At 64.6% G+C, this 13728-nt stretch carries 11 protein-coding genes; all 11 read left to right on the top strand.

Annotated features, from left to right (window positions below; all coding sequences use genetic code 11):
- Positions 1-25 precede the first annotated feature (25 nt).
- The 11 genes from CA951_RS36325 to CA951_RS36370 all read left to right on the top strand — a co-directional run bounded on the left by CA951_RS36325 (position 26) and on the right by CA951_RS36370 (position 13666).
- Entirely contained in the window at positions 26-1558 is a 1533-nt protein-coding gene (locus CA951_RS36325; protein ID WP_087561480.1) for an aminobutyraldehyde dehydrogenase, read from the top strand.
- Positions 1551-2957 carry an APC family permease gene (locus CA951_RS36330; RefSeq protein ID WP_087561481.1) on the top strand — a complete coding sequence of 469 codons (1407 nt, stop codon included), beginning with the start codon at positions 1551-1553 and terminating at the stop codon, positions 2955-2957. The genes CA951_RS36325 and CA951_RS36330 overlap by 8 nt, the downstream gene beginning before the upstream one ends.
- Positions 2958-2972: 15 nt before the next feature.
- Positions 2973-4202 (top strand): CdaR family transcriptional regulator, encoded by a 1230-nt coding sequence (locus CA951_RS36335; RefSeq protein WP_256974232.1) that lies wholly within the window; start codon positions 2973-2975, stop codon positions 4200-4202.
- 345 nt (positions 4203-4547) lie between these two features.
- On the top strand, positions 4548-5714 hold the full coding sequence (locus tag CA951_RS36340; protein WP_087561482.1) for a saccharopine dehydrogenase family protein: 1167 nt from the start codon (positions 4548-4550) through the stop codon (positions 5712-5714).
- 74 nt (positions 5715-5788) lie between these two features.
- Complete coding sequence (locus CA951_RS36345; RefSeq protein WP_087561483.1) at positions 5789-7432, top strand: GMC oxidoreductase; 1644 nt, start codon at positions 5789-5791, stop codon at positions 7430-7432.
- On the top strand, positions 7429-7875 hold the full coding sequence (locus tag CA951_RS43660) for a hypothetical protein (protein ID WP_179220438.1): 447 nt from the start codon (positions 7429-7431) through the stop codon (positions 7873-7875). Before CA951_RS36345 ends, CA951_RS43660 begins: the two co-directional genes overlap by 4 nt.
- Positions 7875-9485: an AMP-binding protein gene (locus CA951_RS36350; protein ID WP_179220439.1), complete on the top strand. Its 1611-nt coding sequence runs from the start codon at positions 7875-7877 to the stop codon at positions 9483-9485. The genes CA951_RS43660 and CA951_RS36350 overlap by 1 nt, the downstream gene beginning before the upstream one ends.
- Positions 9486-9489: 4 nt before the next feature.
- Positions 9490-11061 carry an acyl-CoA carboxylase subunit beta gene (locus CA951_RS36355; protein WP_087561485.1) on the top strand — a complete coding sequence of 524 codons (1572 nt, stop codon included), beginning with the start codon at positions 9490-9492 and terminating at the stop codon, positions 11059-11061.
- Positions 11062-11083: 22 nt separating this feature from the next.
- Complete coding sequence (locus CA951_RS36360; protein ID WP_143543154.1) at positions 11084-11311, top strand: biotin/lipoyl-binding carrier protein; 228 nt, start codon at positions 11084-11086, stop codon at positions 11309-11311.
- The gene (locus tag CA951_RS36365; protein ID WP_087561486.1) at positions 11311-12711 is read left to right on the top strand and encodes an acetyl/propionyl/methylcrotonyl-CoA carboxylase subunit alpha; all 1401 of its coding nucleotides are present in this window, start codon (positions 11311-11313) and stop codon (positions 12709-12711) included. The genes CA951_RS36360 and CA951_RS36365 overlap by 1 nt, the downstream gene beginning before the upstream one ends.
- Positions 12689-13666, top strand: coding sequence for a nitronate monooxygenase family protein (locus CA951_RS36370; protein ID WP_087561487.1), 978 nt, complete (start codon positions 12689-12691; stop codon positions 13664-13666). The genes CA951_RS36365 and CA951_RS36370 overlap by 23 nt, the downstream gene beginning before the upstream one ends.
- Positions 13667-13728 lie beyond the last annotated feature (62 nt).

Raw genomic sequence — 13728 nt, forward strand, 5'->3', positions numbered from 1 at the left:
CCAACAGAATTGTTCGAGGGACATCATGATCACTACCGACGTATTCGCCGATGCACAACGCCGTCTCGCGGGTCTTCCCAGAGCCCACTTCATCAACGGGGCCTTTGTCTCATCCGAGAGCGCCGCCGAAATCACCGTTCTTAACCCCGCGACCGGGACGTCGCTGGGCACCATTCCCAATGGAACGACAGCCGATGTCGACGCCGCGGTCAAGTCCGCCCGCGCTGCGTTCGGGGATTGGAGCCGGCGTACGCCCGGCGATCGCGCGGAGGTGTTGTTCGCACTCGCCGACGTGGTCGACGCGAACCGTGACCTACTCGCGTCGATGGAATCCATCAATGTCGGTAAGCCGATCGATGCCGCCGTCGAAGAGATCCCGGTCGTCTCCGATTGCTTGCGCTTCATGGCCGGAGCCGCGCGTACTGCTCAAGCGCCGGCCACTGCCCAGTACGCGCCCGGAACGATGTCGTATGTGCGCCGTGAGCCGGTGGGCGTGGTGGGCGCGATCGTTCCGTGGAACTTTCCACTGATGATGGCGGCCTGGAAGTTTGCGCCCATTCTCGCCGGCGGCAACACGCTCGTCCTCAAGCCGTCGCAGTTGACACCGTTTTCCATTCTGGCACTCGTGGACTTGGCGTCGGAGATTCTGCCGCCGGGTGTGCTGAACGTCGTCCTGGGCCGGGGGAGCGACATCGGGGACGCCCTCAGTCGCCATCCGGATATCGACATGGTGGCGCTCACCGGCAGCACCCGATCGGGTCAGCTCGTCGCGCAGAGTGCTGCCGCCACCATCAAACGGGTGCACCTGGAACTGGGCGGCAAGGCACCGATCGTCGTCTTCCCCGATGCGGATCTCGACGCGGCCGCGGAGACCATCGTTGCTGCGGGCTACACGAACGCCGGTCAGGACTGCGGAGCGGCGACTCGCGTCATCTGTCACAGCAGTGTCAGCGAAGCCCTGACACAGCGATTGGTGAGCGGGGCGGACGCGTTGACGATGGGCGACCCCGGCGGCCCCGATGCCGTGCAACTCGGCCCGCTGATCAGCGCTTCCAGCCGTGACCGCGTTGCCTCGATGGTCGAACAGGCGCGCCTGGACGGCGCCGTCGTCGCCACCGGCGGCGTAGTTCCGGACGGGCCCGGATTCTTCTACCCCGCAACAGTCGTCACGAATGTCGCGCCGGGAACAGAGATGGCTCGTGAGGAGGTCTTCGGACCGGTCATCTCGGTGGAAACCTTCACCAGTGAGTCCGAGGCGATCAGCAAGGCCAACGACGTCGAATACGGTCTGGCCTCCTCGGTGTGGACCAAGGACCAGGGCCGCGCCCTCCGCGTCACGGAAGCACTCGACTTCGGCACCGTGTGGGTGAACTCGCATCTGGTCGGCGCAACCGAGATGCCCTGGGTGGGTTTCGGTCGGTCGGGCTACGGTCGCGACAACTCCATTTACGCGCTGGACGACTACTGCCGGACCAAGCACGTCATGCATGCGATGGGGGAACCCGAAGGCGTTAAACAGTTTACGAGTGGACCGACGAAGAAGGATTCCGATGACTGACGCCTCGACAACTCGGCGCGACGCCGAAACCACAGATTCGTCGCCTCACCTCGAATCCGGACATCTGAGCCTGAAAGCTCTGGTTGCCCTGTCCCTCGCGTCGTTCTTCCCGGCTGTCGCGATCGCTCTGGCCCCCTATGTGACGTACAGTTCGGCGGGAATCACCGGTTGGCAATCGTCGCTGCTGGCGACGATTGCGGTCATCTTCATCGGCCGCGCAATCATCGTGTTCGCCCGCAGATACGTTGCCAAAGGACTGATCTACTCCTACGTCGGCGAGGTCTTCGGGACCTGGGCCAAATGGCTTGCCGGCGCTGCGATGCTGGCCGGGTTCATCGTCGGTCTGGCCGCGTTCGCCTCGATCTGCGGCATCTTCATCGGGAGCTTTCTCAGCGCCCGAGGCATCCACTGGGCACTGGATCTCGGTCCGCAGATCGTGGTGTTCGGCCTGGTCCTCAGCATGGCCGGAGCTATCGCCTTCCGCGGTCTCGATACTTCGGTGACCATCGCGGTGGTACTGGCCGTTCTGGCGCTGCCGCTGGTCCTCGTGATCACCGCCGCCAGCGCCCGGCACACCGGCCTGCATTGGTCCGAGCAGTTCAGCTACTCCGGCTTCAGCTTCGGTCACACCCTGCAAGGAATCGCGGTGGGTGCGGCGTTCCTCATCGCCTTCGAGAGTTGCGCCGCGTTGGCGACGGAAACTCGCAATCCGCGCAGGAATATTCCCGTCGCCATCATGTCGGTTCCCGTGATACTGGGCGGCATCCTCCCCATCGCTACGATCCTGCAGGCGCCGGGGTTGGCATCCGCCAGTGAGCAATTGGCTGCCGGAGTCTCTGCGCCCGCCGCGCTCGCCGCACAGGCCGGACTCAGCCCCTGGATCGGCTCGGCCACGGATCTCGTTCTCGCACTGGCATCGTTCGCTGCACTCATCGGGTTCGTCAACTACGGCTCCCGGTACCTCATGACGCTCGCGGAGGACGGGATCCTGCCTCCCGTGCTCACACGCATCCACTCGCGTCACCACACGCCGTACATCGCAATCGTCACAGTCGTCGGCATCAGCTTCCTCTGCGATGTCGGCCTGTCGTTCCTGGCGGGCAGTGTCAGCGCGGCTTACCTGCTCAATGCCAATCTCCTCGTGTTCCTGTGGGTCATTCCGTACGTGCTGATCTGCGTAGCGGCAATTGTCATCACGGTTCGGGAGAAAGAGATTCGCCCGGGGCTGTGGTTGACCACCATCCTCGGTGGCGCGGCCATGGTGTGGTCGTTTGTCAACGGAATCATCAACCCGCCGCCGGCGCCGGGCGATGTCGCCGTGTGGGTTGCGATCGCCGCCGTCGTCGTCATAGTCGGAATCTTCGCCATCTGCCGGGGCCGGCATCGGCAGATCCACTGAATTCTCGCTGACCCCGTGGAAAACGAACTGTGGCCTGCGCCATCCGATCGGGTCCGCGAGCTGATCAGGAACATCGCGGAGAAGCTGTTGCCGCTGAGCGACGGCATGCTGGACGAGCTCGCCGCCGCATCCTTGCAGGACCCGCAGTATCGGGAGTTCGCGGCGGACCCGGTTCTCGCAGAGACGGACCGCCGACTCGTCGCTGCCAATCTCAAACGGTGGCTACGGTCGAACATCCAGAGCCCGGGCCGGCGCGTCCCCAACAACGCAAGTCCCGAGACCTTGATCTACGCGCGGGACGTAGTCTTGCGCGGCCTCGTTCTGGACGAGTTGCCGTCATGGCGGGCGACGCAACGCACGACCTGGCGTTGGTGGTTGAACGCGTGCTTTTCTGAAACGTCGGATCTGCAGGAGTTGCCCGAATTGATCGAGGTCTCGGCCAATTCGTTGACGACGTTCGCGGATGACTGGATCGAGGCCGTCGCCGCGCACGTCGACGAAGTGCGTAACGAACTCGCCGGCGGTGCGCATCTGCAACGTTATGCAACAGTGGAGTTACTGCTGCAGGGGTCTCGAATAGTGCGGCCACGCGCCGAAGCCCAACTCGGCTATGCGCTGACGGGGCGCCATGTGGCGGCGATCGTGTGGACCGATTCGGATGTGGCCGCGGACCTGGAGCAAGCCGCCGAGCAGACCATGCGGGCCTGCGGGGTCACGACCAGGCTGACCGTCGTCGCCAGTACTGCAGCGTTGTGGCTGTGGATGCCGGTGCGAGACGTTCCGGCGCCGTCGGACGTGATGTCCGAGCTGAGTCGGCTCGCCGGCACGGTGCGAGTCGCATTCGGCCGTCCCGGAGACGACGTCGCGGGGTTCCGTCGTAGTCATATGGAAGCCGCTGCAGCGCAACGGCTATTGACCCGTCTGCAGTCGAGGCTGTCCGTGGTCCGGTACGAGGATGTCCAACTCGTCGACCTGCTCACAGCAGATGTCGCTCAGGCAGACCAATTCGTCAAGGACACCTTGGGGGACCTCGTCGATACCGACCCTCTCCTGATGGACACGGTCTCGACCTACATCGACGAGAGGTTCAACCGGTCGAGTACCGCCCAGAAGCTGTTTACCCACCGCAATACGATCGACCGGCGGCTCGCGCGAGTCGATGAGCTGTTGCCTCAACCGCTCAATCAGAACTCGGTGAGCGTGGCCGCGGCGTTGCAGTTGCTGAAATTGCGCGCCTCGACCTGATTTCCGAGGGCGACAAAATGATGCGGCCGGCTCGGGCGTGTGGGGCAGAGTGCACCAATCTTTGTGCGAATCGGCGTATTTGGCTCCGTAGGTCTTGAAATCAAGGGCACTGCGGCGCTAGTTTCCTGAATATCGATTATTCAGGAAGTTCGCTCCTCCCTTCGACGGAAATCTGCGAACTTTGCCTTTTGACGGCAGTCGACGACGGACCGCGCGGCGAATCTCGATTTCCGACCACGGTCATGACGACGACAGTCTCCCAGGAACGGCGAGCTGGCAGTCCGCATGGCGATGGGTTGCGGCACATAGATTTCGACACCACCAAATACAAGTCAAGGAGTGGGAATGAACGTTGTAGTCATCGGAGGCGCGGGCCGAGTGGGTGCTCGGGTCGTCAGCGAACTCGCCAAGGTGAGCGACGCGAATATCGTCATCGCGGACCGGAACAAGCCTCGGGACGGCTCGTTCGAGTTCGTCGAACTGGACCTCGCCGACGGCGAATCCCTGCGCCGAGCGGTACGTGGCGCACAGGTAGTGGTGAATACTTCCGGTCCGTTCGATCGCTGGGGAACCGTCGTGCTCGATGCCGCGATCGAGTGCGGCGTCGACTACATCGACGTCTGTGACGACCCGGCGCCGACGATCGAACTTCTGAAGCGGGACGAAGCGGCGCGCAATGCCGGTGTGCGGGCGGTGGTCGGGTTGGGTATCAGCCCTGGTATGAGCAATCTGCTCGCCGTCGTGGCGGCGCGCCAGTTGGACTCGGTCGATCTGCTCACCACCTTCTGGGGCCGGCCCGGCGACGGTAAGGACCTCGACGAGGCCACTGAGTTCGCCAACTCCATGGCCTCTGCGTTCGAGGGTGGCCGCGCGGCGTTCACCCATTTGATCGCCCAGGCGGCGGCGGAGATCCCGGTGTGGCGCAATGGGGCTGCCGCTTACGAACCGGCATGGCGCGCGGCATACCGGGTCACCACTTCGGACGGCGAAACCGGGCTGTACCGGGTCATCGGTCACCCCGAGCCGGTGACGCTCCCGCACACCGTCGCCTCGCGGGATTGCATCAACATCGGAACCATCGAGGAAGGTGCCGACCGCTTGTTGCTTCCGTACCTCGATCGGGTCGGTGCCGGTGAGCTGAGTGAGACCGAGGCGCTCGGGGCGATCGCGGCCGATCTGCGCGCGCATCCGGAGAAGCTCGTGACCGAACGCGTCGGGGATCCGATCAAGGCGTTCGTCGGCGTCGCAGCGACGGGCGAGAAGGACGGAGCCCAGACCGGCATCGTGGTTCTGCCCGGTGGCTCGGTCGACGGTTCGATGAGCCTGGAGACTGCACGTCCGGCAGTTGTGGGTGTGCTCGTGCTGTCGGATGTTCCCGTCGGAGTTCATTCTCCGGAAACGGCTTTCGATCCGGACAAGTACCTGACCGCCTACTCCGATACGTACTGGGGCGGCGCAGAGGCCTACGTCGTCGACGTCGCCGGCCCGACGGCGGTCGAACGGGTCGAGTAGCCCGTCTGCACATCCGACGCGAAGGCCCCGGCGCATCCAGCCCAATCCACCGTCTACACGGAGAAGACATTGACATGAGTAACTCTGCCTCGGCTCGTCATCAGGCACCCGACGATCTGGACGCGCTGGTCATCGGTGCCGGTCCCTCGGGAGTAGTCGCCGCGCGCGTTATGGCAGAAAGTGGCTATCGCGTCCGAGTGTTGGAACAGGGCGACTGGCCCGATGTGGCCGACTATCCCAGCACCAAGCTCGAGCGTGAGCTCATCCAGGCCGGCCCCTGGAACCCGAATCCGAACGTCCGGCGTGGGCCCAGCGACTATCCGGTCAACGACAGCGATTCCGACATCCATACCTTCATGTTCAACGGAGTCGGCGGCAGTACGGTCATGTTCGGTGCCGAATGGCCGCGAATGATCCCCTCGGACTTCCGCGTGAAGTCCCTGGATGGTGTGGCCGGGGACTGGCCTCTCACCTACGAGGATTTGCAGCCGTACTACGAGATGATCGACGAGATGCTCGGCGTGTCGGGTCTCGGGGGCAATACGGCGTATCCACCGGGCGCGGCGCCGCCACAACCCGCACTGCCGATCGGCCGAATCGGCCAGATCGCGGCCCGGGGCATGAACAAGCTCGGATATCAGTGGTGGCCCGGTACCCACGCGATCTTGTCGCAGGCCGACGGCAGCCGCCCGGCGTGTTCGCGGTGGGCGACGTGTGTGGCCGGGTGCCCCGAGGGCGCCAAGTCGTCGTTCGACGTCTCGATGTGGCCCGCCGCGCTTGCGGCCGGGGTGCAATTGACCACTGGGGCGCGGGTCCGTGAGATCACGGTGTCACCGCAGGGCCTGGCCACGGGCGCGACGTGGATCGATCGTGACGGTGCAGAGCACCACACGTCGGCGCCACTGGTCGTGGTCTGCGCGAACGGTGTCGGGACACCCCGACTGCTGCAGCTCTCCACGTCGTCGCGCTTCCCCGATGGGCTGGCGAATTCTTCGGGCTACGTCGGGCACAACCTGATGATGCATCCGACCGCGACGGTGCTCGGTTGCTACGAGGACGACCTGCAGAGTTGGCTGGGGCCGATCGGTCAGCCGATCTGGTCGATGCAGTTCGCCGAGACCGACATCACCCGCGGGTTCCGGCGTGGCTCCAAGTGGACGATCGCGGGTATCCCGGGGCCGGCCGAGCTGATCCAGCGCATCTACAGCCTGCCGTTGTCGGAACGCAGCGGTATGACAGGTCAGGAGTTCGCCGAACGGTTCACCGGCCGGGCGTTCGAGTGGGTGGCACAGATCGAGGACCTTCCCGAATTCGACAACACCGTGACACTCGACCCGGACCTCGTCGACAGCGACGGCATACCCGCGCCGAAGCTTCGCTACAAGATGTCCGAGGAGAGCGCTCGTGCGCTGGACTGGCATATCGACCGGCTGACCGAGGTCCACCTCGAATCGGGTGCGGTCCTCACCCACCGCGTCGATTACATGCCGGAGGTGGGCTGGCATCTGCTCGGCACCGCGCGGTGCGGCGACGACCCGGCGACATCGGTGGTGAACGGGTACGGGCAGTCCCATGACGTCCCCAATCTGTACATCTTCGACGGCAGCGTGTTCGCGACGTCATCGGCGGTGAACCCGACTTCGACGATCGCCGCCTTCGCGCTGCGCGGAGCCGAGCATCTGGTCGAGAACGCAGCCGAGCAAAGGATTCCGCTATGACGACATCACTGACGACATCACCATTCACCGATCGGGAACGCACAGGCGCCGATCGGCTCGCCGACTTGTGGTTTCCCGGTACCGCCCGATCGCCGCGGATGACCGAACTCCCCGACTACCTTCCGCTGCTCGGTCGCGGTCTGGCCGCGAACGATGAACTGGCGTCGGCATTCCGGGAGATCGCAGTGCTGGCGTCTCAGGCGCCGGAGGTGACGGCCGAGACCGTGGCGACATGGCCGCAGGACGTCGTCGAGGGCGCGTTCATGCTGCTCCTGTGTACGTACTACATGTCGAGAGACGTCAGAACCGCAATCGGGTACCCGGGACAGGATCGAGTTCCGGTGGCGAATGCGGACCCGGATCAGCTTGTCACCGACGAGTTGCTGGCCCCGGTCATCGCGCGCGGCGCAACGTATGTCCCGACTCCTGGAAGTGTCCGTTGATGGGCACCGGTCATCACCCGGCTCATGCGGCCGGCCACCTGGGCCCGGCGGTCGACTACCTCCGTCGCAGCCCCGTCGAAGTGCTCACGCGGTCCGAGGCAGTCTCGCCGTCCGCCGCACTACTCATCACGGCGGACGGCACGGTCACCGTGGCGGAGTTCGCAGCGCGGGCGCGGCAGTGTGCAACGGATCTGCTCACCCGGTTCGGGGTGCGCGCAGGTGATCGAGTCGCGATTGTCGGCCGCAACTCTGTGCACCGCTTGACCTGGCAATACGGGTTGCACTGGATCGGAGCGGTCGAAGTATCGGTGAACTTCGAGCTGAAGGGCTCGATGCTCCACCACGTCTTGACCGACAGTGATCCGATACTCATCCTCACCGACGAGGAGTTTCGGGACGAGGTCGCCGCGCACTCGACCGGTGTACCGATTCATGAAGCCACCGATCCGCTCACACCGGCTGACAGTGTCGATCGCGCGGAGCTCGATCGTGTCGAGGCGAGCCTGCCGGGTGACCTGCTGGCCACCATTCTGTACACGTCGGGCACGACGGGTCCGTCGAAGGGAGTGATGCTGCCGCTGGGCTATTTCGCCAACCACGCGCAGAGCATCCGCCGGATGACCGGATTGAACGCCGGCGACATCGGGTACTTCGCGTTGCCCTTCTTCCACGTCGACGCGCATATCGTGTTCCCTGCCGTCGTGGAATCCGAAGCAGCGCTGTTCATCCCACCCAGGTTCAGCGTCCGCAAGTTCTGGCCCGACGTCCGGTCGTACGGGTGCAATTGGACGATCGCGGTCGGCGCGATGCTGGCGGCGGTGGCGACGGTCGAGCCCCCGCCGCTCGAGGAGATCCCGTTGACGCGGGTCTTCGGAGCGCCGATACCGCCGGAGGTGTACGAGTTCTACGAAGACCGTCTGGGCATCCCCGTGCTCAGCATGTACGGCCAGACCGAGGCCGACGGCGTCACGCACGAGACCCTCGACGTTCACCGGCGCGGCAGTGCAGGCGTCGCCTGCGATGCGTTCGAGGTGACGATTCTCGCACCGGACGGCCGCCGATTGCCTCCCGGTGAGACAGGGGAGATCTGTCACCGCCCACTGTTCCCCAATATGACGCTGTCGGGCTATTGGCGACGGCCGGACGCGACGGTGAAGGCATGGCGGGACCTGTGGCACCACACCGGTGACCTGGGATTCCTCGACGAGGACGGCTACCTGTTCTTCAAGGGCAGGATGACCGACTCGCTCCGCAGGCGCGGCGAGAACATCTCGGCCTACGAACTGGAAGCTGTCCTTCGGCAGGCACCCGGTATCGCCGATGTCGCCGCGATCGGTGTGGTGGACCAGTTGGGTGGAGAGGACGAGATCAAGGCGCTCGTCGCTTGTGAGGACGGCGCGGCATTCGATGTGTCGGGCTTCTTCGACCACTGCGAACAGCGCCTGCCGCGATACGCGGTACCGCGATTCGTCGAACAGGTCGACGCAACCGTATTCGTGCGCAGCCCGGGGACCGGCGTGATCCAAAAGCATCGCCTCTCCACGGCTGTCAGCGGCGTCGGAATATTCGACAGGCTGGGCGAGAGTTCAGCCACAACAGGCGGGAAGTGACCCAATGAGCGGATTCAACTGGGAGGGAGCGCTGGCCGAGCTGAAGCGTCGCCGCGAGATGTCGCGCGAGCTGGGCGGCAAGCGCCGAATCGATCGGCAACACGAGCAGGGCCGCCTCACGATCCGGGAGCGGATCGAGCATGCTGCCACCGAGTTCTACGAAGTCGGCGAGTACACGGCATTCGAGGAGCACTCGGCGACCGGCGAAGTGGTGGGGAAGATCCCGTCCAGTTATGTCTGTGGGCTGGCACAATTCGGCGGCCGTACGGTGTCGCTGGGTGGTGAGGACTTCACGGTTCGAGCCGGCGCTCCCCAGACGTACCTCGACCGCATGAAGGGCGGAATGGGCGGTTTCGTCGAGGACCTCGCACACGAACTCCGAATTCCGCTGGTGTTGTTCATGGAGGGCATCGGCGGCGACATCGCCGCGCAGGCCGACAAGGGGCACTCGTACCTGGTGTCGTCCCTGAGTTGGCGGAGATGCTTCGAGCTGCTCGCCGAGGTGCCGGTGATGACCATGGTCAGCGGAACGTCGGCGGGAGGCACCGCGGGACGTACCGTGCTGAGCCACTTCAGCGTCATGACCCGCGACTCGGCGATGTTCGCAGGCGGGCCCCCACTGGTGAAACGCGCACTCGGCAAGGACCTCAGCAAGTCCGAGCTGGGCGGGTCGGCCGTGCACACCGGCATCTCCGGCGGTATCGACAACCTCGCCGAGGACGAAGCCGACGCCATCGCGCAGATGCAGAGGTTCCTGAGCTACATGCCGCAGAACGTCTGGGAACTGCCTCCCCGCGGAGACCGCTCCGATCCGGTCACCCGACGCGCCGACGAACTGCTCACGATCATCCCGGAGAACCGGCGGCGGCCGTACAAGGCGCAGAAGATGATCGAGGCCATCGTCGACCGGGAATCATTCTTCGAGGTCGGCGGAGGCTGGGGCAAGGGCATCGTCACCGGGTACGCGCGGATGGACGGTACCCCCGTCGGCATCATCTCCAGCAATCCGATGCACCTGGGTGGTGCCCTGGATGCCGCGGCAGCGGAGAAGCAGATCCGTTTCGTGGACATCTGCTCGACCTTCCACCTCCCCGTCATCTACTTCGTCGACGTGCCGGGGTTCATGGTCGGACCCGACGCAGAACGCGGCAGTGTGGTCCGCTGGGGCATGCGAGCGATCCAGTCGCTGGTCGAAGCCGAGGTCCCCGTCGTCACGATTCAGGTGCGCAAGGCGTACGGAATGGCGGTGTCGGCGACCGCGCAGACCGACGGGCTCTGCCTTCGATTGGCATGGCCGAGCGCCGAGTGGGGTGACCTTCCGGTGGAAGGCGGTGTCGAAGCGGCGTACTCCCGCGAGATCGCCGCTGCGGAGAATCCCGAAGAGTACCGCAGAATCGTGGAAGACAAGATGTACGCACTGTCGGACCCGTGGGCCACAGTCGAAGCATTCGGCGTCGAGAACATGATCGATCCGCGGGAAACCCGCGAAATCGTGTGTGCGTTCGTCGAGGCGTCCCGCGGACTCCTCGAGTCCAAGCGCGGGCCGCAACGCCGCCAGTGGACGATTCGTCCGTAGACGTCAGAGAACAGGAAATGCCGTGAACCAGATCAATGCCGAAATGTCCGCTTCCGTGTGGAAGATCGAGATGGCCGTGGGTGACAGCGTCGCCGCCGGCGATTGCATCATGATCCTCGAATCCATGAAGATGGAGATCCCGGTCGAGGCAGAGGGCCCCGGAATCATCGAAAGTCTCTCTGTCGCCGAGGGAGACGCGATCGAAGCAGGACAGCTTCTCGTCGAGATCGCCGAGAGTCGGGTGGGCTGATGTTCGACAAAGTGCTGGTCGCGAACCGCGGCGAGATTGCCGTGCGGGTCTTCCGCACGCTTTCCCGCATGGGCATCAAGACCGTTGCCGTCTACTCCGACGTGGATGCCGGCGCCCTGCACGTGTCGGTGGCCGACGAGGCGGTCAACATAGGGCCGGCCCCCGCGAACCAGAGTTACCTGCGAGGAGATGTGATCATCGAGGCGGCGAAGGTCGCTGGTGCCGGAGCGATTCACCCGGGATACGGGTTCCTCTCGGAATCAGCCGATTTCGCCCGCGCAGTGGAGAAGGCCGGACTCGTCTTCATCGGCCCCTCTGCCGACGCCATCGACAAGATGGGGTCGAAGATCGCTGCACGCCAGGTGATGTCGGATGCCGGTGTGCCGATCGTGCCGGGTACGACGGAGGAAGTTGGCACACTCGAGCGCGCCCGGGAAGTGGCCGTCGAGATCGGCTATCCGGTTGCGGTCAAGGCCGCAGGCGGCGGTGGTGGAAAGGGCTTCCGCGTCGCACTCCGGCCCGAAGATCTGGCGCAGGCATTCGACGGGGCGAAAGGGGAAGGCGAACGGTTCTTCGGAAATTCGACCGTCTACCTCGAGCGGTACCTGGAGAATCCCCGCCACATCGAGATTCAGGTTCTGGCGGACCTGCACGGGAATGTCGTTCACCTCTTCGAGCGTGACTGCTCGGTGCAACGTCGCCACCAGAAGCTCGTGGAGGAATCACCCGCGCCCGCAGTCGGTCCCGAGATGCGACAGCGGATCGGCGACATCGCGGTGCAAGCCGCGAAGGCAGTCGGCTACTCGTCCGCAGGAACCGTGGAAGGCCTGCTGGCAGGTGACGAGTACTTCTTCCTCGAGATGAATACCCGAATTCAGGTCGAGCACGGTGTCACCGAGATGGTCACGGGCACAGATCTGATCGAGGAACAGGTGCGCATCGCGGCAGGAGAGCCGTTGCGTCTCAGCCAGGACGGCGTGAAGCTGACCGGTCACGCCATCGAGTGCCGCATCAACGCCGAAGATGCCTCCCGGGGGTTCCTTCCGAATCCGGGTTCGCTCACGACGTACGATGAGCCGACCGGTCGTCACATCCGGGTCGACAGCGGTGTGACCGAGGGCAGTGTCGTCGAGCGGTACTACGATCCGATGATCGCGAAAGTGATTGTATGGGGCGAAGATCGCGCCGAGGCGACCGAGCGAATGCTTGCCGCCCTGGACGACTTCGCCATCGAGGGCGTGAAGACGCTGCTTCCATTCCATCGTGCCCTGCTCGAAACGGCGCAGTGGCGGGACGGCGAGACGTGCAGCGATCTCGTAGCCGACAGGGAATGGCTCGAAACCTTGCAATCGACGCAACAGAGCGGAGACGCCCCACATGTTCAACACTCCATTCACTGAGACCTTCGGCATCGAACATCCCATTGTCTGTGGCGGAATGACGGGCGTCGGTACGGCCGAACTCATCGCCGCCGTCGCCAACGCGGGTGCACTCGGGTTCCTCACCGCGCTCACCCAACCGTCACCGGACGCGCTCGCCGCCGAGATCGCACGCACACGTGAACTCACCGACAAACCGTTCGGCGTCAACCTGACCATCCTCCCGACGATCAACCCCGTTCCGTACGAGGACTACCGTCAGGCGATCATCGACGGGGGAGTGAAGATCGTCGAGACCGCCGGCAGCAACCCGGCACCGCACCTCCCGTCCTTCAAGGCCGCGGGAATCAAGGTCATCCACAAAGCTGTCGCGGTCCGGCATGCAGTGAAGGCGGAAAGCCTCGGCGTCGACGCGGTCAGCATCGACGGGTTCGAGTGCGCAGGTCATCCGGGTGAGGAAGACGTACCGGGGTTGGTACTCATTCCCGCAGCCGCTCGCAAGCTGCGCATTCCGATCATCGCCTCGGGCGGCATCGCGACCGGTGCCGGACTCGTGGCTGCCCTGGCCCTGGGAGCCTCGGCTGTCAACATGGGGACACGTTTCATGGCGTCGTCGGAGGCGCCGATCCACGCCAACATCAAGCAACAGATCGTCGCCAACGACGAGCGTTCGACGCAGATCATCTTCCGAGAGTTCCGAAACTCGGCCAGGGTTGCCCGTAACGCGGTCTCCGAGGAAATCGTCGAGATCTCCCGCCGCCCCGGTGCCACGTTCGCGGACATCGCACACCTGGCGTCAGGGCAGCGCGGTCGCACCGAGGCCCTGGCGAAGGGTGACGTCGACGGTGGGCTGTGGTGGGCGAGCCTCGCCCAGGGCTTGATCGACGACGTCGCAAGCTGCGAAGAAATCGTGGGCGCCATCATCTCGGATGCGGAACGTCTGATCACCAAGCAATTGCCTGCGCAGGTGAAGTAGAGTTCGCGACCGGCACGCTACCGACCTCCCGTAAACCAACCGGTCCGGATGCTTCCGCCTCG

The organism is Rhodococcus sp. NCIMB 12038 (assembly GCF_002165735.1).
In the GTDB taxonomy this organism is placed as follows: Bacteria; Actinomycetota; Actinomycetes; order Mycobacteriales; family Mycobacteriaceae; genus Rhodococcus_F.

Bases quoted from the DNA above. Each gene is read 5' to 3' on its own strand.
- CA951_RS36340 (WP_087561482.1), top strand. From the start codon at position 4,548: ATGAACGTTGTAGTCATCGGAGGCGCGGGCCGAGTGGGTGCTCGGGTC.
- CA951_RS36355 (WP_087561485.1), top strand. From the start codon at position 9,490: ATGAGCGGATTCAACTGGGAGGGAGCGCTGGCCGAGCTGAAGCGTCGC.
- CA951_RS36325 (WP_087561480.1), top strand. From the start codon at position 26: ATGATCACTACCGACGTATTCGCCGATGCACAACGCCGTCTCGCGGGT.
- CA951_RS36370 (WP_087561487.1), top strand. From the start codon at position 12,689: ATGTTCAACACTCCATTCACTGAGACCTTCGGCATCGAACATCCCATT.
- CA951_RS36345 (WP_087561483.1), top strand. From the start codon at position 5,789: ATGAGTAACTCTGCCTCGGCTCGTCATCAGGCACCCGACGATCTGGAC.
- CA951_RS36365 (WP_087561486.1), top strand. From the start codon at position 11,311: ATGTTCGACAAAGTGCTGGTCGCGAACCGCGGCGAGATTGCCGTGCGG.
- CA951_RS43660 (WP_179220438.1), top strand. From the start codon at position 7,429: ATGACGACATCACTGACGACATCACCATTCACCGATCGGGAACGCACA.
- CA951_RS36350 (WP_179220439.1), top strand. From the start codon at position 7,875: ATGGGCACCGGTCATCACCCGGCTCATGCGGCCGGCCACCTGGGCCCG.
- CA951_RS36330 (WP_087561481.1), top strand. From the start codon at position 1,551: ATGACTGACGCCTCGACAACTCGGCGCGACGCCGAAACCACAGATTCG.